15 protein-coding genes are annotated in these 23,857 nt (G+C 74.6%); 8 read left to right on the forward strand and 7 right to left on the reverse strand.

The features are described 5' to 3' along the window. Window positions 1–11: 11 nt before the first annotated feature. Genes rplD through rpsS form a run of 4 tightly spaced genes read left to right on the forward strand, consistent with a single transcriptional unit; the run spans window position 12 to window position 2,082 of the window. Window positions 12–635: a 50S ribosomal protein L4 gene (gene rplD / locus WMF29_RS04455; RefSeq protein ID WP_012233477.1), complete on the forward strand. Its 624-nt coding sequence runs from the start codon at window positions 12–14 to the stop codon at window positions 633–635. A 15-nt stretch (window positions 636–650) separates the two neighbouring features. Further along, window positions 651–947 carry a 50S ribosomal protein L23 gene (locus WMF29_RS04460; protein WP_012233478.1) on the forward strand — a complete coding sequence of 99 codons (297 nt, stop codon included), beginning with the start codon at window positions 651–653 and terminating at the stop codon, window positions 945–947. A gap of 2 nt (window positions 948–949) precedes the next feature. After that, window positions 950–1,780 carry a 50S ribosomal protein L2 gene (gene rplB, locus WMF29_RS04465; RefSeq protein WP_272100109.1) on the forward strand — a complete coding sequence of 277 codons (831 nt, stop codon included), beginning with the start codon at window positions 950–952 and terminating at the stop codon, window positions 1,778–1,780. 2 nt (window positions 1,781–1,782) lie between these two features. Beyond that, complete coding sequence (gene rpsS, locus WMF29_RS04470) at window positions 1,783–2,082, forward strand: 30S ribosomal protein S19 (protein ID WP_012233480.1); 300 nt, start codon at window positions 1,783–1,785, stop codon at window positions 2,080–2,082. A 128-nt stretch (window positions 2,083–2,210) separates the two neighbouring features. Here the strand turns inward: rpsS and WMF29_RS04475 are convergent, their stop codons facing one another. The 6 genes from WMF29_RS04475 to WMF29_RS04500 all read right to left on the reverse strand — a co-directional run bounded on the left by WMF29_RS04475 (window position 2,211) and on the right by WMF29_RS04500 (window position 12,618). Beyond that, the gene (locus WMF29_RS04475) at window positions 2,211–3,257 is read right to left on the reverse strand and encodes a tetratricopeptide repeat protein (RefSeq protein WP_437327644.1); all 1,047 of its coding nucleotides are present in this window, start codon (window positions 3,255–3,257) and stop codon (window positions 2,211–2,213) included. A gap of 5 nt (window positions 3,258–3,262) precedes the next feature. Next, window positions 3,263–7,471, reverse strand: coding sequence for a protein kinase domain-containing protein (locus WMF29_RS04480; RefSeq protein ID WP_437327645.1), 4,209 nt, complete (start codon window positions 7,469–7,471; stop codon window positions 3,263–3,265). Between the two features lie 373 nt (window positions 7,472–7,844). Next, window positions 7,845–8,492: a tetratricopeptide repeat protein gene (locus tag WMF29_RS04485; protein ID WP_437327646.1), complete on the reverse strand. Its 648-nt coding sequence runs from the start codon at window positions 8,490–8,492 to the stop codon at window positions 7,845–7,847. Then, window positions 8,492–9,922: a protein kinase domain-containing protein gene (locus tag WMF29_RS04490; RefSeq protein ID WP_437327647.1), complete on the reverse strand. Its 1,431-nt coding sequence runs from the start codon at window positions 9,920–9,922 to the stop codon at window positions 8,492–8,494. Before WMF29_RS04490 ends, WMF29_RS04485 begins: the two co-directional genes overlap by 1 nt. A 132-nt stretch (window positions 9,923–10,054) precedes the next feature. Continuing rightward, entirely contained in the window at window positions 10,055–11,479 is a 1,425-nt protein-coding gene (locus WMF29_RS04495) for a GDSL-type esterase/lipase family protein (protein WP_437327648.1), read from the reverse strand. After that, on the reverse strand, window positions 11,476–12,618 hold the full coding sequence (locus WMF29_RS04500; protein WP_272100121.1) for an SDR family oxidoreductase: 1,143 nt from the start codon (window positions 12,616–12,618) through the stop codon (window positions 11,476–11,478). Before WMF29_RS04500 ends, WMF29_RS04495 begins: the two co-directional genes overlap by 4 nt. A gap of 331 nt (window positions 12,619–12,949) precedes the next feature. On the opposite strand from WMF29_RS04500, the gene WMF29_RS04505 reads away from it, so the two are divergent. Together WMF29_RS04505 and WMF29_RS04510 are read left to right on the forward strand one after the other, a co-directional pair. After that, complete coding sequence (locus tag WMF29_RS04505; RefSeq protein ID WP_437327649.1) at window positions 12,950–14,740, forward strand: hypothetical protein; 1,791 nt, start codon at window positions 12,950–12,952, stop codon at window positions 14,738–14,740. Next, on the forward strand, window positions 14,737–15,693 hold the full coding sequence (locus WMF29_RS04510) for a 3D domain-containing protein (RefSeq protein ID WP_437327650.1): 957 nt from the start codon (window positions 14,737–14,739) through the stop codon (window positions 15,691–15,693). The genes WMF29_RS04505 and WMF29_RS04510 overlap by 4 nt, the downstream gene beginning before the upstream one ends. A gap of 80 nt (window positions 15,694–15,773) precedes the next feature. On the opposite strand, the gene WMF29_RS04515 is transcribed toward WMF29_RS04510, so the two are convergent. Continuing rightward, window positions 15,774–16,163 (reverse strand): hypothetical protein, encoded by a 390-nt coding sequence (locus WMF29_RS04515; protein WP_437327651.1) that lies wholly within the window; start codon window positions 16,161–16,163, stop codon window positions 15,774–15,776. A 660-nt stretch (window positions 16,164–16,823) separates the two neighbouring features. On the opposite strand from WMF29_RS04515, the gene WMF29_RS04520 reads away from it, so the two are divergent. Together WMF29_RS04520 and WMF29_RS04525 are read left to right on the forward strand one after the other, a co-directional pair. Next, window positions 16,824–19,652 (forward strand): protein kinase domain-containing protein, encoded by a 2,829-nt coding sequence (locus WMF29_RS04520; protein WP_437327652.1) that lies wholly within the window; start codon window positions 16,824–16,826, stop codon window positions 19,650–19,652. Continuing rightward, entirely contained in the window at window positions 19,652–23,854 is a 4,203-nt protein-coding gene (locus WMF29_RS04525) for a DnaJ domain-containing protein (RefSeq protein ID WP_437327653.1), read from the forward strand. The genes WMF29_RS04520 and WMF29_RS04525 overlap by 1 nt, the downstream gene beginning before the upstream one ends. Window positions 23,855–23,857: the final 3 nt, after the last annotated feature.

The raw sequence follows: 23,857 nt of genomic DNA on the forward strand, positions 1-23,857 counted from the left end.
GTCCAGGTACCATGAAGGTTACCGTTTACAACCTCAAGCGGGAGCAGGTCGGCGAACTCGACCTCTCGGACGAGGTCTTCGGGACCGAGGTGAAAGAGCACCTCTTCTACGAGGTCGTGAAGGCGCAGCTCGCGTCCCGCCGCTCGGGCACCAAGGCCACGAAGGAGCGGAGCGCGGTCGCCGGCTCCACGAAGAAGCTCTATCGCCAGAAGGGCACCGGCCGCGCTCGCCAGGGCTCGATCCGCGCGCCGCACCACGCGGGCGGCGGCATGGCGCACGCCCTGGAGCCGAAGGACTGGTCGTACCGTCCGCCGCGCAAGGTGCGGATCGGCGCCCTGAAGAGCGCTCTCTCGCTCTTCGCGAAGGAGGGGCGGCTCATCGTGCTCGACAGCCTGGAGGTCTCCGAGATCAAGACCAAGGCGATCGCTGCCACGCTGACGACGCTGCAGGCGGACCGGAAGTCGCTGGTCGTCGACACGGCCGGCAACGACAAGCTGGTGAAGAGCCTCCGCAACCTGGAGAACCACCAGTACCTGCCGCCGGAAGGGGTCAACGTCTACGACCTCCTCAGGCACGACCACCTCATCGTCTCGAGGGACGCCGCCAAGGCGCTCGAGGCGCGTTGCCTTCGCTAGTCAGGGGAGTCCGACATGCAGCCCGAGCAGATCATCCGCCGGCCAATCATCCTCACGGAGAAGTCGAGCCGGCTCCGCGACCAAGGCAACAAGGTCATCTTTGAGGTCCGCCGCGAGGCGAACAAGATCCAGATCAAGGACGCCATCCAGACGCTCTTCAAGGTGGGCGTCGTGGACGTCAACACGCTGATCATGCGCGGCAAGGACAAGCGCATGGGGCGCGGCTACGCGAAGCTGCGCAATTGGAAGAAGGCGATCGTCACCCTCAAGGAGGGTGACGAGATCCAGTTCTTCGACGAGAAGGCGGAATAGCGATGGGAATCAGATCCTTCAAGCCGACCTCGCCGGCGCGGCGTTACTACTCGGTCAGCGACTTCAAGGAGATCACGAAGGTCGAGCCCGAGCGGTCGCTGCTGGAGCAGCAGACGTCCACCGGCGGCCGGAACAACAACGGCCGGATCACGTCGCGGTTCCGCGGCGGTGGTCACAAGCAGCGCTACCGGATCATCGATTTCCGGCGCGACAAGATCGGCGTCCCGGCGAAGGTCGCCGCCATCGAGTACGACCCGAACCGGACGGCGCGCATCGCGCTCCTTCACTACGTGGACGGCGAGAAGCGCTACATCCTGGCGCCCGACGGACTCGCGGTCGGGGCGACGCTGCTCGCGAGCCGGAACGCGGACATCAAGCCTGGCAACAGCCTGACGCTCCGCTACATCCCGCCCGGCACCTCGATCCACAACGTCGAGGTCAAGAAGGGCAAGGGCGGTCAGCTCGTGCGCTCGGCCGGCGTGGCCGCGCAGCTCATGGCGAAGGACGGCGACTATGCGCAGGTCCGCCTCCCGAGCGGTGAGATCCGCAAGGTGCACCTCGATTGCCGCGCCACGATCGGGCAGGTGTCGAACTCCGAGCACGCGAACATCAGCCTCGGCAAGGCGGGGCGCTCGCGCTGGCTCGGGCGCCGGCCGCACAACCGCGGTGTCACGATGAACCCCGTCGATCACCCGATGGGCGGCGGTGAGGGCCGGACGAGCGGCGGGCGCCACCCGTGCTCGCCGTGGGGTCAGCTCTCCAAGGGCCTCAAGACGCGGAACAACAAGCGCACCGACGGCATGATCGTCCGGCGGCGCGGGACCAAGGGTTAGTCATGCCGAGGAGCATCAAGAAAGGGCCCTTCATTGACGGTCACCTGCTGGAGAAGATCCAGGCGGCCCAGGCGACCAATGCCAAGAAGGTGATCAAGACGTGGTCGCGCCGCTCGACGATCCTGCCCGAGTCGGTCGGCCTGACCTTCGCCGTGCACAACGGGAGGAAGTTCGTTCCCGTGTTCGTGACGGAGAACATGGTCGGCCACAAGCTGGGTGAGTTCGCCCCGACGCGCACGTTCCACGGCCACTCCGGGGACAAGAAGGCCAAGGTCGCCAAGGGCGGCCCGGGCGGTCGCTGATCGCTCCGCGTCAACCGCGAGCGCATCGACATGAAGCGGGCAGGGTCGCAGCAGCGGCCCTGCCCGTTTCTTTTGCGCAGCTACGGTCTGACGGGCGTCCGCGTCGCCGTGCGGGTGAGCCCCGCGCGTTAGAATTGGCCGCGTAGACCGGTGAAACCGGGGCCGACGAGCAGCTGCGTCGAGGCCGTGGCGCTCTGCGAGCCGCCGGCGCCGCCTCCGGTGAAGCTCAGGATGAGCAGCGTCGTGCCCGTGACGAGCCCGAGCGCGCCGACCACGACGCCGATGTTCGCGACCGTCTTCTGGGTCTTGCCGGCGTCGACGTCGTCCTGGCGATCGGCGGGGCAGGGGCCCCTGCAGGTCTCGGTGAGATCGCTGTAGGTGCTGTTCGCCATCAGGCCGGCGACGGTGAACATCGCGAGCCCCGCCACACCCACGCCGCCAGCGGCGTAGGCGTAAGGCCGCAGGTACGCACGCGGCGAGGGCGCTTCCGAGAAGGGCGGGCTCGGGCCCTCGTCGAGGAGCGCCGGAGAGCCGGAGACGGCCTCGGTCGGGCCGCTCGGCTCGGCGTCGAGCGCGACGGTCTTCGCTTCCCCCGCGGAGAGATCGAGGGTCTGCGGCGTCGAGGTGAGCTTCGTGCGCAGGACGATCTCGGTCTTGCCGGGCTTGACCGGGAACGGCTTGCCCCACCGCTCGCGCGGGACGTCCTTGCCGGCCACCGCGAGCGAGGTCGCCGCGTCCGGGTGCGCGACAGTGACCGTGACGAGGGCGATCTTGCGCGCGATCTCGTCGCGCTCGAGCTGCGCCGTCTGCTCCGTCTGGGCATAGCGCGGCTCGTCCTTCGCCCGGGACGCGGCCTCCGCCGCGACCTGATCGAACTCGAGGTACGCCTCGATGTGATCGCCCAGATCCGCGAGGCAGCGCGCGATGTAGAGGCGGGAGTTCGGGCTCGGCACGGTGGCGTACGAGGCCCGGAACTGCTCGAGCGCCAGCGCGTAGCGCTTGCTCTCGTAGAGGGCAGCGCCCTTCTTGAAGTGGTTCTGCGCCTTCTCCACCGCGTCCGGCGCGGGCGTCGCCGCGGCGCCGTCCGCGGCGGCCGCGGGCCCGGGGAGCGCGCACAAGCACACGCAAGATGCCGCACCGAAGAGCAGCGCACGGAGCCAGGGTCGAGATCGCACGGTGTTCAGATACCCGATGGGTTGTACTTCTTCTTGGGGCTGGGTTTGCCGGTCGTCGCTGGCTTGGGCGCAGGCTTCGCCGGCGTGGACGTCGTCCGGGGGCGCGTGGTCGACGGTGGGCGCGACGCCTGCGGCGCGGCGATGGGCTGCGCCGCCGCGGCCGCGGGCGCCTTGGCCGTCGGGGAAGGCGTCGGCTCCGCCGCGGGAGGCGTCGGCGAGGGCGCCGGTGCCGCCTCGGGAGGCGTCGCCGACGCCTCGGGAGCGGGCGGCGACGCCGGCTGCGCCGTCTGAGGAGGCTCCACCGGCGAAGCGGGCGGAGCCGGGACGGCCTCTGCGGCGGCCGCGGTGGCGGTGGTGGCGGCCGACGTGGCCGCGGGCAACGCATCGACGCGCGCCTTGCCGACCTCCGGACGCGAGCGCTCGTCGCCGCCGCGCACGACCAGCGCGACGGCCCCGAGCGCCACGCAGAACATCGCCGCGCCAGCCACGATCAGCTGGAGCCGCTTGCGTCGCTGCCCGGTCTCGAACGATCGGTCGACCGCCGTGACCTCGCCGACGTCGTTGGCGAGGCTCCGCGAGCCGCGCCTCGCGAGGCGTTCGCTGAGCGCCGCGGCCCGGGACGCGGGAGGATCCGCCGCCGCGAGCACCTTCGTGGCGGGCACGCCGGCCGCCGGGAGGATCCGCTTGGCGGACGGGCCGAGCGGCTTGCCCTCCCGGGCGGCGGGCCGCGGGCTCACCGGCTCGGCCGGCTCTCCGTCGGGCTGCAGCGCGGGCGCGATGATGAGCCGCGGCGGCGCCTCGGCGGGCTGCGCCGGCACGGCGATCTCTTCGAACGAGATCGGCTCCAGGCTGACCGGCGGCTCCTCCTCCGCGATCGGTGATGCCGCCCCTCTGCTGGACGCCGGGCCGGCGCCGGCGGGCGCCGCTGCCGCAGGGGGAGACGCCGCGGCGGCGGCGGGACCGCCCTCGTGCGAGCCCACGCCGACGTCGGCCGGCGCCGCGTGGCCCTCCAGAGAGGCCGCGGGCCGGCGCTCCGAGTTCACCGCGGCGCCTGCGTCGACGGCCGCGATCGCGTCGCGGAGCTCCTGCGCGCGCTTCGACTGGATCTCGCCGATCGCCTGCCGCACGAAGGCCGCCACGTCCTCGTCGGTCGTGGGCTCGCCGAGCGTCGACGCGACCTGATCGATGGCCCGCTGCATCTCCGCGCACGTCGAGAAGCGGCTCTCGGGATCCTTCTCGAGCGCCTTGAGGATGATCCTGTCGAGCTCGGGGTGGATCGCGCCGTTCAGCTCCCGCGGGGGGAGCGGGTTCTTGATGGTGATGTTCTCGATGGTCGCGAGGTCGGTCTCGGCGCGGAAGGGGTGCAGCCCCGTCGTGAGCACGTACAGCAGCGCGCCGAGCGAGAAGATGTCGCTCCGGCGATCGATGGGGAGCCCCCCGAGCTGCTCCGGCGAGAGGTACGGCGTCTTCCCCTTGACGATGCCGCCGGCGCGCGTGACGTGCAGGCGCCCCTTCGACTTCGCCACGCCGAAGTCGACGATCTTCACGAACCCGGCGGTCGAGATGAGCACGTTCGCCGGCGAGATGTCCCGGTGGACGAGGTCGAGCAGCACGCCGCTGTCGTCGCGGAGCTCGTGCGCGTTGTGGAGCCCCGCGCAGATCTGCGAGGCGATGCGGAGCACGATCCGCTGCGGGATGCCGCCGAGCCGCTTCGCGGCCTTCTGAAGCGTGCCGGCCGTCTCGCCGTCGACCCACTCCATCACGATGTAGAGGACGTCGTCCTCCTCGCCGAGGTCGAGGATCTCGACCACGTTGGGGTGCCTGATCCGCGCCGCGACCCGCGCCTCGTCGAGGAACATCGACTCGAAGTCGGGGTCGTCGGAGACGTCGGGCAGCATCGTCTTGATGGCGACGATCTTCCTGAAGCCGCGGGTGCCCTGCAGGCGCGCGGCCCAGACGGCCGCCATGCCGCCCTTGGCGACCGGCATGAGGATCTCGTAGCGGCCGAGGGTGCTCCCCGGGCCCAGCTGGTCCACGGCCGACGCCACGCGACCCCACAGCTTCGTCTGGCCCTGGACTCCGGTCGGCGTGGGGATCGTCCTGGTGGCGGTCGATGCCGGACCGTTGCCGCGCGCGCTCTCCTGCGTCGCAGGCGCGCCGCCCGGAAGCGCGGCCGCCACGGGCGGGGGCGGCGGGGTCTTCGCGGGGACAGGGATCGCAGGCGCGGTGGCCGACGCGGGCGCAGCGGGGGGCAGCGGCTGAGAAGGCTCGGGCGACGCAGCCGGCGCGGGCGCCGCCGGCGGGAGCGGCGCCGACGGTGTCACCGGCGCGCGGCTCGTGGTCTTCACCGGCGGCGGCGGGGGCGTGGCGGCCGCGCGTGGCGCCGGCGTCACGGCGGGCACCACGGGCGTGCGGCGCGTGGCAGCGGCCGGCGGCCCCGGCGGCGGCACAGGTACACGAGGCGTCGGAGGGCTCGGCGCGAGCGCTGGCCCGACAGCCGCGGGCGCTGCAGCGGCGACCTTGCCGTGCGCCTCGGGCTGCGCCGGCGACGCCGCGCGAGCCGGCGGCGGCGGGCGTGGCGGTCTCGGGGACGGCCCTCCCGGGGCCGGCGTCGGCGGCTTCGGGACCGTCCCCTCGGCCGGCGTCGGCGTCGCCCGCGCCGCCGCGAGGGCGTCGCCCGGTTCGCCCGGGCGCGGCGCGGCCGGCCGCGCGGGCGGCTGCTCCTTCGCCGTGGCCGCCCCCGTCGCAGCGGCGCGCTCGGGGCTCGCACCGGAGGCGGCGCGGTCCTCCGTGCCCTGGCCCGACAGCTCGATCCGCGGAAGGGTCGCTGCGGGACGCCGCGGCCCGGGCAGGTCGCGGGCCGGGACGTCGTCCACCGAGCCCCACTCGGTGTCGATGCTGGCGTGCGCCGCATCGGTGCCCGCAGGCCCGGCGCCGTTCGACGCGCCTGCGCCGGCCGCCGGCTTGGCCGCCAGGCCGTTCTTCGGCGCCGCGGCGTCCTTCGCCGCCGTCGGGCGAACCTGGCTCGCGGCGAGCGCGCCCGCCGCGGCCACCGGCGGCGCGCCCGGCGTCGCCGTGCGCGCGCGCGGCGTCGGCGCGGTGATCGCCTGGCGCGGGCCGTCGCCGCGGGGGGAGAGCGCGCCGTCGGCCGCGGGGATCGCCACGCCCACCAGCGTCATGCCCCGCGCGCGCGGCGGCGGCCGCGACCCGTCCGCGCCGGCGGGGCTCGCCATGGCCGCCGCGATCATCGTCCTGCGCGGCTCGATCGTCTTGCCGGCCAGCCTGCTCACCGCCGCCGCCACGTCGTCATCCCCGGCGATCCGCCCCGCTCCCGCGGCCTCCAGCGCCGCGAGCATCGCCGAGGCGCTCTCGAAGCGGCGCGCCGGATCGCGCTCCAGCGCCGTCTGGACGACGTCGACGACCTCGGCCGGGACGGCGCCCCCGGCGAGCCCCGCGAGCGGCGGGATCGGCGCCGACTGCACCTTCTGGATGACAGCGGCCTCCAGCTTCGACGAGAACAGCCGCTGCCGCGCGAGCAGCTCCCAGAGGATCACGCCGACCGAGAAGAGATCGGCGCGCGGATCGAGCGGGGCCTCCGCGTGCGCTGCCATCGCCTTGACCCGCTCGGGCGCGGCATAGGCGAGCCGATCGGGGTTCCTCGTCCCCATGGGGGCGAGCCCGGCGATGGCCCGCGCGACGCCGAGCCCGCCGACCCGGGTGACGCCGTCGATGCCGACGGAGACGTGGGTCGGGTTCAGCTCGCCGTGGACGAGCGGCGCCGGCTGGGCCGCGTGCGCGGACGCGAGCGCGCGCAGCGCGTCGATCGCGATCCGGAGGGACACCGGCGGCGGCAGCCCCTCGGCGCCGGCCGCCGACACCAGCGCGCCCAGCGGCTCGCCCTCCACGTACTCCGAGACGATGAAGACCTCGCCGTCGGCGGTGCGGGCGTCGAGCACCGAGAGCACGTTGGGGAAGCGGACCTGCTGCGCCATCCCGGCCTCGCGGAGGATGCTGTCGGCGGTCTCGGCCTTCTTCGTGAGGTGCCGGTAGATGCGCAGGATCGTGACCGGCGGCGCGCTCTTCGCCTCGCCGTCGTCGGAGGACGCCCGCGCGAGCCACGTGGAGCCGATGCCGCCACCGGAGAGCTCTCTCAGCAGCTCATAGTTGCCGAGTCGCGAAGCAGAGCCCGCACCGGGCGGCCTGTCGAGCGCCATGGGTCTCGCATGCTATCAGGACGTCAGAAGCTGGATCCAGCGTTCACGGCCGACGACTCGGCGAGTTTGGGCGTGTCCGGAGCGCCCTGTCAGGCGCGCCTCGCATGGGATCCAAGCGGGCGCTGGACGCTCGGGCCAGCGCCGCGCGTGCGGCAAAGCGCCACGGCTCGCGAGATCTCGCCGGCGTGTGGCGCTCCACGCGCGGCCGGACACACGCCCGCGACGAGCCGCAGGACCGCGTGGAGAGGACGCTCCTCGAAGGGCGCGCCACCGCAGCGCGATCACGTCCGGAGCGAGGGGCGCGGGCCCCGCCGCTCACACACAGGTGCCGGGGTGTGGGGAGCTCGGTGCGGGCCGTCCAGGCCCGGCGAGCTCAGGGGCGCGACACGCTGGACACGCGGAGCGCGACGGGGTGAACGGTCAGCGTCACGAACCTGGTTCGGCGCTCGTGGCTCGAGAAGGCGCTCGCGGCCACGGGGATCCCGTGCAGGAGCGCGACGGCGACGTGGGGGCCCGGATCGACCCGGATCGCCCGCGACGGCTGCGCCACCTCGCCGTCGAGCAGCAAGGTCACGCCGTCGGTCGCGCCGGCGAGGTTCAGCACGATCCTCGGCATCCGTCCCTCGAGGTCCTCGAGGCGCGCGTCGATCTCGGCGAGCACCGCCGGCGACGCCTTCCGCGCGTCCGCGTCCGCGCCGAGGATCGCGCGCGCGTTGTGGTACGTCCGCTCGGCCGTGCGCAGCCGGCCGAGCCGCTCGTGGCAGAGGCCGATGTGGTACGTCACGTTCGCCGTCGGCCGCCGGCGGGCGATCGCCTCGAACCTGTCGAGCGCGTCGGCCCAGCGCCCCGCGATCTCGAGCGACAGCCCCTGCGCGAACTGGAGCCTCAGCGCGCGCGTCGCGCTGTCGTCCTGCGCGTGCAGCCAGGATGGCGAGAGCAGCGCCCAGCAAACGAGCCCGAGCGCAGCGGCGCGCCGCCAGCGGCGTCGGCGAAGAGCGGTGATCGGTGCGGCGCTGGTCATCAGAACCCGGGGCTCGTGATGCGGCGTCGAGATGGCCCGCGCGGCGCTTGCCAGCGCGGGGGCTTGTCCTCGGAGGCCGATCCGAGCTCGTCGCTGCCCGGGTCCTTCGAGGCGCGCTCGGGCGAGCCCGGCGCGCGGTCGTGGCTCGCCGCGTTCCGCGGCGGCGCGTCGCTGCGCGTCGCCTCGGGCGCGCCGGCGCCGCGCCGCCAGGCGGCGCCGCTGTCGGCGAAGGCCGTGGCCAGCACGGGGCGGAGGCTCTCGCGCGCCGCGCTCTCGGGCCCCGCGTCCGCCTGCTCCCGCAGCGCGGCCGAGCAGAGCGTCGCCGCGAGCGCCGCCGCGCCCGCGAGCCGGATCGCCAGGATCGTCCTTGCGCGGCGCGCCGCGTCCTGCGGGGCGGCGGCGCCCTGCGTGCGCCCGATCGTCGTCGCCTCCCGCCATCCAGGCGCCCGCGGCGCCCGGGTCCAGAGCCGCTCGAGCGCGCGAACGGCGAGCCTCGGGGGCGCGGCGAGCGCGCCGCGGGCTCGCGTCATCTCCCCGGGCCGCGAGCCAGAGGCCGGCGGCGAGAGGACCACGATCGGCGCGGGCGCGCTCGCGCCGAGATCGTCGAGCGCGGCCTGGAGATCCGCGCGCAGCGAGGCCGCGTCCGGGTAGCGCCGCGCCGGGTCCTTCTCGAGGCATCGGCCGGCGATCTTCCGGAGGCGCGGCGGGATCGAGGCCGGCAGCGGCGCGGGCTCGGTCTCGAGGATGCGCCTGAGGACCGCGTGGTGGTTGCCTCCCGTGAACGGCTGCGCGCCGCTGAGCGCCTCGTAGAGCATGACGCCCACGGCCCATAGATCGGCGCGCGCGTCGATGGTGCGCTTGCCGAGCGCCTGCTCCGGGCTCATGTACGAGGGCGTCCCGAGCAGCTGTCCGTCGATGGTGATGGTATCGCCCGCGCCCGTGAGCTGGCTGATGCCGAAGTCGACGATCTTCGGCACGATCCCCTCGCCGGGGACCGTCGCCATCATGATGTTCTCCGGCTTGATGTCGCGGTGGACGACGCCCTCGGCGTGGGCGGCCGAGAGCCCGCAGCACACCTCGATGAGGACGGGCACCACCTCCTCGGGCGGCAGCGGCCGGTTCGGCTGGAGGCGGTCAGCGAACGGCGAGCCCCGCAGGAGCTCGAGGGCCAGGAACAGGTAACCCTCGTCCTGGAGCTCCCCGGCGTCGACGACGCCGACGATGTTCCGGTGCTGGAACTTGCCGATGATCTTCGCCTCCCGGATGAACCGCCCGACGACCTGCTCGTCCCGGAGCGCCGGGGACAGCTTGAGCGCCACGTCCCGGCCGATGAGCTCGTGGCGCGCCCACCACACGCTCGACATCCCACCCGCGCCGATCTGCCGGATCAGCCGGAAGCGACCTCCTGCAACGTCCCCGGCATGAAGCATGTGCCCCCTTCGCCCATCGCGCGTGAGAAGCCTTCACGCCGATCGAGCGACGAGACCGAAAAGCACGAGCAAGGCCACCGGGCCGGCCGCCCGCCGTCGGCGTCGAACGGACCCCGGAGGCGGGGCCGCTCGTCAGGGGCGATAGCGCTCCAGGATGTCGTTCGAGAGCTTCACGCCGAGCTGCTGGTAGCCGCGGAAGGTCAGGTGGACGCCGTCGCGCGACGCGCGCGGCGGGCGCTCGCGGTACCAGGCCTCGATCGAGCCCCTTCCGCCCATCGCCTCGTACGTGTCCCAGAACGCGCAGCCGCCCTCCCGCGCGGCGTCGCGCAGGACGTCTCGGACGACGGGCGTGCGCTCCGGCGCGTCCCTCCGGTCCGTCGGCGCGAGCACAAGGCAGTCGACGTCGGGCTCCACCCTGCGGGCGCGGGCGAGCAGCTCGGCGAGCTGCTTCGCGTAGAGGGACGGATCCGCGGTGACGTCGCCCGCTTCGTTCGTGCCGTACTCGATCACGACGAGCTCCGGCGAGCGCCGCGCGAGCTCGGCGGCCCAGCCGAGCTCGCTCCACCGGAGCGGCGTCGCCAGGCGGGCGCCGTTGATGCCGAGCGTGTCGAGCACCACCCCGGCCCCGGCCTCCGGATCGCGCTCGACGACCAGCCCGCAGAGCTCGGCCCCGCCCGACGGCGCGACGCCGAGCTTCACAGCGCCCACGCTCGCCAGCCGCGCGTGCTGCAGCGCGCCGGGGGCCTCGCCCGCGGCCGCGCGGAGCACCTCGCTCGGGCCGCCCTCGATCGTCACCGCGACCTCGTCGCCCGGCGCGCTCGGGCGGAAGCACACGTCCCAGAGCAGCCGCGCGGGAGGCCCCGCCGAGGTGAGCGCGATCTCCGCGCGCACCGGGGCCGTCTGCGCGCCGAAGAGGATGCCGCCGAGCCCGAAGACGCCGTCGTCGGCCGGCGTGGAGCCGCCCGGAGACTTCGGGCGGGTCCGCCACTTGCCGTCGGCCGTGAGCCGCGCGCCGTCGTGGCGGTAGGCGGCATAGCCGAGGTGCACGAAGCCGAGCCCGCCGTCGCCGAAGCGCCGCTGCAGCGCGGTGCGGACCGCGCCGCTCCAGAAGTCCGCTGCGGCGTGCGAGTCGCCGAGCCAGGCGATGCGCACGTGATCCCGGCGGCGACCCTGCTCGAGCGCGCGGAGCGCCGCGAAGAAGTGGGCGTAAACCCCGTCCTCGGGGCGCAGCAGATCCAGCTCCGGCGGGCGCGCCGGCGCGGCCTCCGCGGGGCGCGGCGCAGCTGTCTCCGGGGCGGGGGCCTCTGTGAGGCGCGGCGGGGGCGCTGGCGCGGGCGGCGCGGATCCCACCTCGGGCGCGGGCGGCGCGACGTGCTCGCGCGTCGCGCTGCAGCCGAGCGCAGCGGTCGCGAGCAGCGCCGCGAGCATCGCCGCGAGGGCGCGCCGCGACGCCCCGGTGAAGGGCCGCGCCGGCGCGCGCCGCTGCGGGGCACGGCGGGTCGCCGCGCGGCGCTCCGGGATCTCCGCGTGGGCTGCGGAGCGGGCTGCGCCGCTCACGACAGCGGATCCTCGACGTCGAGCTCGGCGTCCGCGCTGACCTCGATCTCCTGGCGCTCGCGCCGCTCGCGGACGCGCTCCTGGACGGCGCCGACGAGCACGTCGACGTACGACTCGAAGGGCGGGCACGCGATCCCCGCGGCCGTGAGCACGAGATCCGCGTTCCGGGCGTCGTAGCGCACGGGGGTCATCAGCTGCTCGACGAACGCGCGCGGGCTGCGGACGAAGCGCTCGATCCCGGGCGTACGGAGCAGCGCCTTGGCGAGGTTCGACGGGATGTGACCGCGCGCGGCGCGGCGGCCGCTCGCCCGCGCGATGAGATCGAAGACCCGCCGCGCCGACAGCGGGTGCGGGTCGGCGATGTGGAGCGTGCGACCCAGCGCGAGGCGGTTCAGGCCGATCGCGTGGGACGCGCGGACGACGTGATCGATCGGGACGATGTTGAGCGGCACGTCGCCGCGGCCGGGCATCGGGATCGCCATGTCGGCCGGCGCCGCCATGATGAGCAGCACCAGGAGGTACAGGCCGTCGAGCCGGTCGATCTCCCCGGTCGTCGCGTCGCCCACCACCGTGGTCGGCCGGACGACCGCCGCCGGCACGTGGCGCATCGCCCGCCGCACGAGCACCTCCGCGCGCATCCGCGTCTCCTCGACGGGGTTGCGGAACGCCTGGCCGGCCTCGAGATCGTCCTCGTACACCGTCCCCGTCCGGTCCCCTGCGACGAACGCGGTCGATTGATGGACGAGGCACTGGAGCGAGGTGCAGGCGCGGGCGAGCTCGATCACCTCGGCCGTCCCGACGACGTTCACGGCGTGGGCGGTGCTCTGGTCGGCCCCGGCATGGCCCACGTGCGCGAGGTGATGGATCCGGTCGACCTCGCGGGCCAGCTGCCGGAACTCGGCGCCCGACAGCCCGAGATCCATCGCCGCGACGTCCCCTTCGAGCAGCACGAGGCGCTCGCGGTCCGCCGCCGGCAGCGCGTCGCGCTCCGCGCTGGCCTGCGCCGAAGACTTCGCGAGCACGACGGCGACCACGAGCGTGCGCGGCTCCGACGCGAGGATGTGCTGCAGCATCTTCCGCGCGATGAACTTGGGGAAGCCGGTGATGAGCACCACGCTGTCGTAGCCGGGGCGAGGCATCGGCTGGAGCTTACCGCAGCGGTGCGCCTGCTCCGCAGCTTTCCGCTGACGCCGCCTCGCACCAGCGCAGGGGTGATGCGGGCAGCTGCCACGCTGCGCTCCGCTGTCCGGCCGGGGCGTGCACCCGCGGTTGCAGCCAAGGGCTTCCCCTGTCCGCCACCGCGGCTCGACGGTTGCTCGGCCGGTCGACGCGATGTGCCCGGGAGCCGCCTCCTCGCGCACGAGCAGCTCGGCGGCGAGGATCTCACGCGCGTCGCCCGGCGCGCGCGCTGCGATTTTGCAGGTTCGTGGTCGACCGCGGCGAGAAGGCGCTACCGTTCGGGTCGTGATCGTGCGATCGACCTCTGCCGTGCGCCGCGGCGCTGCAGCGCTGCTGGCCATCGCCCTCGGCCTGGGCGCGGGCGCCCTGGGCTGCAAATCGCCTGGCGCGCCGTCCGACGCCGGCGCCTCGGCGATGAGCCCCGTGCCCGCGCCGGCGGGGCTCATCGCCGAGGCGTTCCTCCCGACGCCGGACGCCACGTGGGCCAAGGCGCGCGCCCTCGTCGGCGGCTCGGCGGCGCTCCTCCCGAGCAGCGCCGGCGCCCTTGCGGCGTCGCTGTTCGGCCTGCCCATCACCGTCGCGTCCGAGATCGACGGCGCGGTGCCGGTGCTCGGCGCGGCCGTGGAGGCCGCGGACGGGGCGCGCCCGCGGGCCGCGCTCGGCATCCACGTGAAGGACGGGGGGCGCTTCATCGACCAGCTCACGCGAGGCGAGGGGGCCCGCTTCCGCGCGAAGCCCGACGCGGCGACCGCCATCGCGCTGCTCGAGCCGCTCCAGGGGGCGAGCCCGGTGGCCCTCGGCGTCCTCGGCAACTACCTGCTCGTCGCGGAGACGCCGGGGGACCTGATCTCCCTGGGCCCCTACGTCGCGCGGACGATGCCGCAAGCGCAGGTGCCGAAGGAGGACCTCGCGGTCGAGCTCCCGAGGGCCGCGCTCGAGGGCCCGGTGCTCAAGGCGGCGCGGAGCGCCTGGGACAAGGCGCGCGGCCCCGACGGCGCGCCGCGCGCCACCGCGGTGCCGCTCGGCCCGATGATCGAGAGCGCGCTCGCGATGCTCGGCGATCTCGAGCGGGCGCGCCTCACGCTGGTGCTGGACGAGGACGCGCACCTGCGCGTCTCCGGAACGCCGAAGGCAGGGGGCGGCCCGGCGTCGAAGGCGTCGGCCGATCTCGCCGTCGGCGACGTGAAGCCGCTGCTCGATCTGCCCGCCGACTCGCTCGTCGGGATCCTGGTCCGCGATCGGGCCGCGACGCGCGCCGAGAGCGTGCCCAGGCTCGTCGACGCCCTCGCAGGGCTCGTCGAGGGCGACCTCCCGGCGGCGGAGCGGGAGCGGCTCGGCGCCGCGATCCGCGCGGCGTCGGACGCGCGCGGCGACTGGTTCGCCGGCGGGCTCCGCTTCGACGGCGCGGGTCCCACGGCGTTCGTGCGCGCCGCCGTGGGCGACCGGGCCAAGCTCGAGGCCTCCATCCAGGATCTCCTCGGGACCGCGGAGCTCCCGCCGTTCAAGGCCGCGCTGCAGCGCGAGGGGCTCCGGGTCTCCGCGGGCAAGGCGGCGCTTCCGCTGCTCGACGGCGACGTGCGGCGGGTGCGGTTCGAGCGGACCGCCGGGGCGAGCGCGCCCGCCGGCGCGGGAGGGGCGCAGGCGCGCAAGGGGCCGCAGGGCGCGGGGCCGCAGGGCGGAAAGGGCGCGCCCGCCGCGCAGGGAGCGTCGCTTCCGCCGTCGTCGATCGAGCTGCTCTACCTGGTCCGCGACGATGGCCTCTTCGCGGCCGTCGGCAACGATCCGGGCGCGGGGCTCCGCGGCGTGGTCGCCGCGCTCCAGGGAGAGCGCCTCGGCGAGGTCCCGTCCATGAAGAAGGCGCTGGCGCCGCTCGGCTCGGACATCGCGTTCGCGCTGGTGGTCGAGCCGCTGCGGCTCGTCGCGAGCCGCCTTGGCCAGCCGGGCGCGGGCGACTCCGCGCCCGTGGTGATCGCCGCCGGCGCCGCGCCCGAGAGCGCCGGCTCACCCGCCGCGTTCTGGGCGCGCGCCGACATCGCTGCCGCGGCGCTCCGGGAGCTCGCCCGGCTCGGAGGCGCCTTTTGACGAGCGCGGCACGCGCGCGAGCGCTCATCATCGGCGGGCTCCAGGCGTTCCTGCTCGCGCTCCCTGCGGGGTGCACGACGAAGGGAGGCGCGGACTGGGTCCACGACGGCTCGAGCGAGCCGCAGATCGCGCGCGGAGGCGGCGGGTGGCTCCACGAGCCCTCCCCGGACGACGGCGATCGCGACCGGGGCGCCAGCGCCACTGTCGACGGCGCGCCGGGCGAGGCGCCCGACGCGGCGCAGGCCGATCTGGGCGGCGCCGCGGGCGAGGACGATCCCGCGATCCTCGTGCGCGAGCACGGCCGGCCCCCGCGCGCGACGCCGGCGTCACGGGCCGCGCTGGCGCCGGCACCACAGGCGGCACCGGGGCTCGCACCCGGGATGTTCCGGAACACCTACTACGACTTCCCGAGCGAGGGCGGAGGGCCGAAGGATGCGGTCCTCTACGACGCCGCCTGCGCGCCGCTCGCGAGCGTCCCGCGCGCGTTCCACGACCAGGTCTGCGTCCAGGGCAGCGGCCGGCTCGCTTCGGGTGACACGGTGAGCTTCGCGCGGCGCGGCTGCGCATGCGCCGATGTCTGCCCGCGCACCGGCCAGCAGGTCTGCTTCGAGCGGCTCGATCCGCGGCGGTTCCCGTATGGCCGCGGCGCGACCGGGCGCCCGATCACGCCGCTGCGCACGGTCGCGGTCGACTCGAGCGTCATTCCGCTCGGCACGTCCCTCTTCGTGCCCGAGCTCGTCGGGCTGCCGCTCCCGGGCGGGGGCCGACACGACGGCTGCTTCGTCGCCGAGGATCGCGGCATCAAGGTCGTCGGACGGCAGATCGACGTCTTCACGGGCGATCCTGCGGTCACCGCGCGCCTCAACGCGATCTTTGCCTCCAACCGCGGCGTGCGTGTGGTGTTCGAGGACGCCCGGTGCCGCGCGCTCGGGCGCCCTGCCGGGCCGTCCTAGCTCCGCGTACCAGCGGTCCCGCCGGGGATCTTCTGCTCCCGATCAAACCGCGCCGTGCGCGGCTTCGCTACGCCGCTGTCTCAGCGCAGCCGCAGCGCCGCCAGCGCCACGCCGCACAAGACCCCCAGCACGAAGAGCACCGCGCCGATCAGCGCCAGGCGCGAGCTGCGCCGCTCGGTCTCGCCCTTGTCCGGCACCGCGCTCACCCATGCCTCGTCGTCCGCCTCCTGCGTGGTGGCTCGCTCCTCGGCGGCCCACTGCTCCACCTGGCTCGCCAGCCGCACGAGCAGCGCCTCCATCCGGGGATCCTCGACCCCGTAGATCTCCATGACCCGGCGGGCACGCTTCTCCGCATGCCGCTGCTTCTCCGCCTCAGGCGTCGTCGCGCACCACACCGGATCCATCCACGGATCGAGCGAGGCTGCCGGGTCCGCCAGCAGCCGGGCGCGGACATACTTCGGTGTGTTCATGGGCGGTCATCCTCCACACGGCGTCTGCGCCGCAAATCCCAGCAGAGCCCAGCACTTCCCGGCGCCGGCGCTCTCCGACGGATCGCCGGGCGCGGCGCTGCCGCCGTCGCCGGCCGTGCCCGGAGTGAACTGTACCGCCGGCGCGTCGCTCGGGGCGGCCGCATGGGCGATGCCTACAGCGTGGCCGCCTCGACTGCCAGCGCCGGGGCCTCCGTCTCTACCTCGACCGCCTCGACCACCATCGCAGCCAGGAATTGAGCCCCGTCCCCGCACGTCGTCACGCCGGGGTCGCCGCCTCGCGCGAAGCCCCCGATCGACCCCCACCCGGATCGTCACGCTCTCCGCGAACGTGCCGCTCGCGCATGCAAGCACCCGCTTGCCGTTCGCGTTGGCGATCGCCTCCCGGAGCGACGCGTAGGGCCCCGCCCTGGTGCCGTATCGGCCGGCGGCCAGCCCTCGTAATCCCGGCCGGCTCGCCGCCCGTGCGGCGCTCCCTCGCATCCCTGGCCGGCTTTCCGGCGGGCGGAACGAGCTACCGTACCAGCGTCGCCCTGCACCCGCCCGGCGCCAGGAAACGGTAAGGTGCACTGCCTGCCCGCCGAAATCCGGAACCTCGTGCGGGCGGGGAGGTGATACGATTTCCCGCCTTCCGGTGGCCGAATGACCTCACGTGGCGTCATCCCCGAGTCCGTCATCCCTCCGCCCTCGGAAGTCACGGACGCGCCGGACGAGAAGCAGCGGGCGCGCGCCCGCCTCGGGATGACCGTCAAGAACAAGTGGCGGATCGACTCGCTCCTCGGCGTGGGCGGCATGGCCTCCGTGTACGCCGCCACGCACCACCGGAACGGCTCGCGCGCCGCGCTGAAGATCCTGCACGCCGAGTTCGCGCGCGACGTCGGCATCCGCGAGCGATTCCTGCGCGAGGGCTACGTCGCCAACAAGATCGACCACCCCGGCCGGGTCGCGATCCTCGACGACGACATCACCGAGCAGGACGAGCCGTTCCTCGTGATGGAGCTGCTCGACGGGGAGACCGTCCAGCAGCTCTGGAAGCGCAAGAACCGGAAGCTCCCCGTCGCCGAGGCGCTCTGGATCGCGGGGGAGGTGCTCCTCACGCTCGAGAGCTTCCACGCGGAGGGCATCGTCCACCGCGACCTGAAGCCCGCGAACATCTTCATCACGAAGGACAACGTGGTGAAGCTGCTCGACTTCGGCGTGGCGAGGATGCGCGGCGCGCCCGGCGACAAGACGAAGGCGGGCACGGCGCTCGGCACCCCGTCGTTCATGGCGCCCGAGCAGGCGATGGGCCTCACCGAGGGGGTCGACGGGCGGGCGGATCTCTTCTCGATCGGGGCGACCCTGTACGCCGTGCTCAGCGGGCAGCGCCTCCACCAGGGGCGCTCGGACAACGAGGCGTTCATCCTCGCCGCGACGACGCCGGCGCCGTCGCTCGCGCGGATCGCGCCCGAGCTGCCCGCCTCGGTCATCGGCCTCGTCGACAAGGCGCTCGCCTGGGACAAGCGCAACCGCTTCGAGTCGGCCGCGCAGATGCGGCAGGAGGTGCTGCGCGTCCTCGAGGAGATCGGCGCGTCCGCACCCCGCCGCTCCTCGCCGACGAGCACGAGGCGCCCCCCGCCGGACGACTCGCCAACGGCCGTCGGGATGCGGGCGGCGGAGGAGCCCGCGCCCCAGGACGAGCCGGGCGAGGCGGAGCCGGACGACCCCGCGGTCACGCGGCTGACCGAGGTGTTCCGCCGCATGGAGCGGCTGCTCCCGGCGGTGCGTCACTACGGCTTTCGCCACCCGGATGCGGACAACAAGCTCCGCGCGACCTTCCAGGCGATCGTGGAGGCGCTGCGCGCGGACGGGACCCTCGTCCACTGGACGCTGACGCCGTACGCCTTCGAGCATCGCCGGCGGACGGTGTGGGAGCCGCAGCACCCGCTCGACCTCGTCCCGTACAACCTCTTCGCGGCCGGCGTGCGGCGCGTCCAGCTGCTCCCCGGCATCACGGAGGACGAGCTGCGCGCCCTCTGCGAGGTGCTGCTGCTCGATCCGCTGCGCGACCTCGCCCCCGAGGACGACGTCGCGGCCGCCCTGTGGGAGCGCCGCCTCGAGCACGTGCGCTACGACGTGGTGAGCGTCTTCGTCGAGGGGGACGCGGCCGATCGCGAGCAGTTCTGGCACGAGGCCGACGACCTCGAGGGCATGGCCCGGCGCGCCGCCGAGGAGAAGGCGAACCGCGCCGAGGCGGCCGCGATGGTCATCGACACCGACGCCGCCGCGCTGCGGGCCGCGCGCCGCGCCGCGAGCGCGCTCGCGCTCGACCCGGTCGCGCAGCGCGCGCTCGGCACGCAGCTCGTCATGAGCCCGGACCGCTGGAGCGAGCGCTTCGTCGAGGTCGTGGCCGACGCCTTCCTGAACGCCAGGCGGTACAAGGACGTCGAGCTCGTGACGGAGCCGATGGCCGCCTCGGCGCGCGATCTCATCCTGGCGCGCCGCTTCGAGGTGCTCTTCGGGATGCACGACGCGATCGAGAAGGCCCTCGACGCGCTCGCGCCCAAGCAGCAGGGGGGCGCGCTCGCGACGGAGCTCGCCCGGGGGATGTTCCCGCCCGACACGATGCGGCTGCTCCTCCGCGAGGCGACGCGCGTCGTCACGACGGCCGCCCCCGGCGGCGCGGCGCAGCCCGCCCCCGTGGACCTCGATCTGGTCGCGCAGCGGCTCGCGCCCATCCTGCACAAGCTCGGCAGCGAGACCCTGCCCGTCGCGATGGAGGTCGTGGGGCACACCGGCCACGAGGCGCTGCGCCGCGCGCTGCTCGGCCACGTCGAGCGGACGCTGCCCGGGCACGAGGAGGGGGTCGTGGACGCGCTCATGACGCTGGATCTCGACGTGGCCCGCCCGATCCTCAAGATGTTCGCCGCGTCGCGGACGCAGGGCGCCCTGGGCGCGCTGAAGCGGCTCTCCGGGTGCGCGAACGCGGCGCTCCGCTGCGAGGCGATCGCGCACCTCGCGACGAGCCCCGAGCAGATCCGGGACGAGCTGCTCTCGCTCGCCGAGTCGGCGCCGCCCGACGTGCGCGTCGCGGCGCTCCGCACGCTGGCGCACCACCAGGTCCGCGCGGCCGGCCCGCTGCTCGTCCGCCGCGTGCAGGACAGCTCGTTCCACCAGCTCACGCTCGACGAGCGGCGCGAGTTCCTCGGCGCGCTCTACACGCTCAACCCGGCGCGCGGCGAGTCGGTCGCCGTCGAGCTGCTCCAGCGGCACGGCCTCCTCGCGGACGACGCGGCGGAGCAGACACGCTGCCTCTCGGCGGAGCTGCTCGGCCGCGAGGCGCGCTCGCAGGAGGCGCTCGACGCGGCGCTCGCCGCCACGAAGCGGCGGCCCTGGAACAGCCAGGCGCTGCGCGACGCCGCGGGCGCCGCCGCCGAGGCCATCGCCGCGCGCCTCGGCAAGCGGATCTCGACCGCCGGGGAGGTCCCGTGATGGCGCCCCAGGTCGACGTCATCAGCCAGAACGTGTCGGAGAACATCCGCCGCGAGCAGGCGCGCGATCTCGCCGCCAGCGTGGTGCAGGCCCTCTTCCGGCTGGTGAAGCTCTCGACGCTGCACGCGATCGACAACCAGGCCATGGTGCGGCAGGTCGAGGAGACGGTCTCGCTGGTCCAGGACTTCGGCCAGCGCTCCGGCCACAACGTCTCGATCCTGTTCACCCGCGGCTCGGTGTTCGTCTCCGGGCAGCTCCTCAAGGCGAACCGCGCCGTCTACGAGGGCGCGCTCGAGCTCGGCGAGGTCCTGAGCCGCTGCGGCTACTCCGAGATCGGCGTCGCCAAGGACGTCCGCGCGAGCGATCTCTACGCGCTGGCCTCCGCGCTCGCCGAGGCCCTCCGCAGCAGCAAGCCGGCGCTCGCGGACCGCCCGGCGCCGCGCGTCCGCCTGCGCGCCGTGGACGAGGCCGTGCTTCGCCGCGAGGTGGCGATCGATCGCGAGGGCGACGAGACCTCCGCGATCGTGCGCACCTACGCGACGGCGATCGTGATGATCCGCCGGTTCTACGACGACCTGCGGCACGGCCGGTACACCCTGCGGCAGGGCGTCAAGCGCATCACCCAGCGCCTCGTCGACCTGTCTTCGAACGAGACGCCGGCCTTCCTGGGCGTCACCGCGCTGCGCAACCAGAACCACGACGACGCCGGGCGCGCCGTGAACACCGCGATCCTGAGCCTCGCGATGGCGCGGCAGATCACGAGCGACGTCGTCCTGCTCCAGCGGCTCTCGATGGCGGCGCTGCTCTTCGACATCGCCCGGCCGCGCCTCACGGGCGCCGCGACGAGCGGCTCCGGCGGGCTCGTCCCGCAGCTGAGCGAGCAGCAGGAGGCGGACGTCCCGGCGGGCACGGCGGTCGTGCTGACCGCGCTCGGCCTCGTGAACGAGCCCAGCGTGATGCGCACCGTCGTGGCCTACGAGGCGCACTGGGTGCGCCGCCAGCCGGCGCTCGGCCCTGTCTACCGCGGCCTCCGCCAGCCGACGCTCCAGGCGCGGATCCTCGCGACCGCCCGCGCCTTCAACGACCTCCTGACGGCGGCCCCGGGCCAGGCGCCGCTCTCCGCCGACGAGGCCATCGCCAAGCTCGAGCAGGAGGCGGCCGATCCGGCGGACCGCACGGTGCTGCGGCTGCTCGTGGGCGCGCTCGGCATCTTTCCGACCGGCACGCTCGTGGAGCTCTCGACCGGGGAGGTCGCGCTCGTCGTGCAGACGCCGGCGCACCCGGCTCGGTACTCGCAGCCGCGCGTCCGGCTGGTCCTCGACGCCTCCGGCGGCCCCATCCCGCGCGCGCTCGAGGTCGATCTCGCCGAGCGGCCTCGCCAGGGCGAGCCGCCGCGGCACATCCGCCGGATCGTCGCGACGAGCGACGACCCCGCCGCCGCGTCGATGCGCGCCCACGCGGCGATCCAGGAGGCGCCGCAGGTGTCGCTCCGCACGCCGGCGCTCGCGGCGGAGTCGCCGCCGATCCGCTCCGCGCCGGCGTCGCCGCTCGGCAACCTGCGCATGCCGCCGCAGCAGCAGATCACGCGGCCCTCGTCGCCCACGCTGCCGATGACCAACGCGCCGGCGAGCCGGAGGACGCAGCCGCGGGCCAGCGACGCCGCCCGCGGGCCGGCCTCGCCGCCCGAGGCCACGTTCGGGGGGCTGCCCGGCGACGGCGCGGACGCCAGGATGCTCGCGGATCTGCCGCCTGCGCCGTCGGGCAGGCTCTCTCCGACCTTGCGGCCAGGGCGCACGACGGCGCGCTGGCCCGATCCACCGCATCTGGAGCCCGCCTCGGTGGCGGACCCGTACTCGCCCGCCCCGGGCGCTCATGGAGAGGAGTCGTGGTCGGTGCAGACAGACAGCGATCCGGACGAGGTCCCCGAGGAGAGCGCGCGGCCGCCTTCGGTGCGAACCCGCGGCTGGGGAGATCCGCCGCAGCGGCGCGAGCGCAACCCGGTGTCTGATCTGCCGCCATCGGCGATGGCCGGTCCGATCGCCGTGCTTTCATTGCCGGGCGACCCGCCGACCGCGGAGGGCACGCTCGCGCGCACGCCGCTCGTCCACCTCCTCGTGTACATGCTCGACCGGCGCCTCACCGGCACGACGTGCTTCATCAACCCCGAGGGCGTCCGCCACGGCATCTTCTTCAGCGACGGCGTGCCGGCCAAGATCTGGACCGGGACGATCATCGCCCCGCTCGATCGGGTGATCCTCGATCTCGGCCTCCTGGACGAGGCGACGCTCCGGGAGACGCTCCGGGACATCACCAAGCGACGGGTGCTGCATGGCCGGCTGCTCGTCTCCCGGGGCCTGCTCGACAGGGAGACGGTGTTCGGCGTGCTGCGCGAGCAGCTCGTGCGCAAGCTGGTCGCGCTCTACGATCTCCCGCCCGAGACGCGTTACGCCTACTACGACGCCCAGAACCTGCTGTCGTCCTACGGCGGTCCGGATCTCATCGGGTGCGAGCCCCTCGCGGTGATCATGGCGGGCGTCCGGCTCCACGCCGACGATCCGCTGATCGACACGACCCTGGACCGGATCCAGAACCGGCAGCTCGGGCTCCACGCCGAGGCCGAGATGAAGCGGTTCCAGCTCCACCGCGACGAGGCGGCCATCGTGGATCTCCTGCGGATGCGGCGCATGACGCTGGCCGAGCTGCTCGCCTCGGGGGTCGCGCAGGAGCGCGTGGTGCGCCTGATGATCTATGCGCTCGCGATCACGCGGCACCTCGATCTCGGCGCGCCGGGCCGGCGCCCTGTCGGGGTCGGCGGCCCCGCCGGGCCCGGCCGGGAGCGGGCCGCCGGCGCGCCAGCGGCCGACGCGGCGCCAGCGCCCCAGCGCGACCCGTCCGGCGCGGCGGCGCGCTCGCCGCGGCCCGCCGCGGGCTCGACGATGCCTGGTCCACGCCCGGCGCGCGGCGAGGCCGACGGCCGCGCACCGCTGCGGCAGCCCGACGACGTCGCGGCGCCATCCAGCAGGCGCGCCGGGGCCCCGGTCGCTCCGCGCCGCTCCACGGCGCCGCCCCCGGCCGCGGCGCCGGAGGCGGCGTCCTGGAGCGGCGCGCCGACCCCGAGCCCGGCGGCGCCCTTCGACCCGCGCACGTCCGGCGGTGATCCGGGCGGCGGTTACCGCGGCGTGGACCCCAAGGCGCTGAGGCCGCCTCCTGCGCCGACCTTCACCGGTGCCCGCGTTCAGCCGCCGCCCCAGCAGGCGCCCACCGTCAAGATGGCGGCGGTCGGCCCGGAGGTCAGGGCCGCGCGCGGGGCAGGGCGCGCCGAGGCGCCGTCGCCCGTGCCGCCGGCGCGCGGCGCGGAGCCGGCCAAGCCGCAGGGACCGGCGGCGCTCGCGCCCGATCTCCCGCCGCTGCCGCGCGCCGCGCCGAACCCCGAGCTCGCCGCGCGCCGCGCGGAGATCGAGGCGCGCGCCGCGTCGATCGACGGCGAGAGCTTCTTCGAGATGCTCGGCGTCGCGGAGGACGTCCCTCCGGAGCGCGTCCAGAGCGCCTATTTCGCGCTCGCCAAGCGGTGGCACCCCGACCGGACGCCGGCGGAGCTCCAGGACGTCAAGCCGCTCGTCGCGCGCGTGTTCGCCCGCATCAGCGAGGCCTACCAGACGCTGAGCGATCCGAAGCGGCGCGCCGAGTACCAGAGCGCGCCGAAGGAGGCCCCGCCCCCCGCCGAGGACGAGCAGAAGATCGCCCGCGCCGTCGACGCCGCGCTCGAGTTCCAGAAGGCCGAGATCCTGCTCAAGAAGAACGACCTCGCGGGCGCCGAGGCCCGCGCGCGGCGCGCGCTCAACGCCGACCCGGAGCAGCCCGAGTACATGACGTTGCTCGTATGGATCCAGGCGCAGCGGCGCGGCGACCCGCCTGTGCTCGCGGAGGGGGCCACGAGCCCGCACTACGACGACCTGATCCAGACGCTGGATGCCGTCCTGGAGAGGGAGCCTCGCTACGAGCGGGCGCTCTTCTACCGCGGCATGCTCCTCAAGCGCTCGGGGAGGATCGACAAGGCGATCGGCGATTTCCGCCTGGCGGCGGAGCTCAACCCGAAGAACCTCGACGCCATCCGCGAGGTCCGCCTGCAGGAGATGCGGAGCCGCACGACGAGCGATCCGACGCCCGCGGGCGGCCTCCTCGGCAAGTTCTGGAAGCGCTGACGC

The organism is Sorangium sp. So ce381, assembly GCF_051473845.1.
Taxonomy (GTDB): Bacteria; Myxococcota_A; Polyangia; order Polyangiales; family Polyangiaceae; genus Sorangium; species Sorangium atrum.

Excerpts from the sequence above, each read along its gene's own strand:
- rplD (WP_012233477.1), top strand. The coding sequence starts at position 12 with ATGAAGGTTACCGTTTACAACCTCAAGCGGGAGCAGGTCGGCGAACTC.
- WMF29_RS04460 (WP_012233478.1), top strand. The coding sequence starts at position 651 with ATGCAGCCCGAGCAGATCATCCGCCGGCCAATCATCCTCACGGAGAAG.
- rplB (WP_272100109.1), top strand. The coding sequence starts at position 950 with ATGGGAATCAGATCCTTCAAGCCGACCTCGCCGGCGCGGCGTTACTAC.
- rpsS (WP_012233480.1), top strand. The coding sequence starts at position 1,783 with ATGCCGAGGAGCATCAAGAAAGGGCCCTTCATTGACGGTCACCTGCTG.
- WMF29_RS04480 (WP_437327645.1), bottom strand. The coding sequence starts at position 7,471 with ATGGCGCTCGACAGGCCGCCCGGTGCGGGCTCTGCTTCGCGACTCGGC.
- WMF29_RS04485 (WP_437327646.1), bottom strand. The coding sequence starts at position 8,492 with ATGACCAGCGCCGCACCGATCACCGCTCTTCGCCGACGCCGCTGGCGG.
- WMF29_RS04490 (WP_437327647.1), bottom strand. The coding sequence starts at position 9,922 with ATGCTTCATGCCGGGGACGTTGCAGGAGGTCGCTTCCGGCTGATCCGG.
- WMF29_RS04500 (WP_272100121.1), bottom strand. The coding sequence starts at position 12,618 with ATGCCTCGCCCCGGCTACGACAGCGTGGTGCTCATCACCGGCTTCCCC.
- WMF29_RS04515 (WP_437327651.1), bottom strand. The coding sequence starts at position 16,163 with ATGAACACACCGAAGTATGTCCGCGCCCGGCTGCTGGCGGACCCGGCA.
- WMF29_RS04520 (WP_437327652.1), top strand. The coding sequence starts at position 16,824 with ATGACCTCACGTGGCGTCATCCCCGAGTCCGTCATCCCTCCGCCCTCG.
- WMF29_RS04525 (WP_437327653.1), top strand. The coding sequence starts at position 19,652 with ATGGCGCCCCAGGTCGACGTCATCAGCCAGAACGTGTCGGAGAACATC.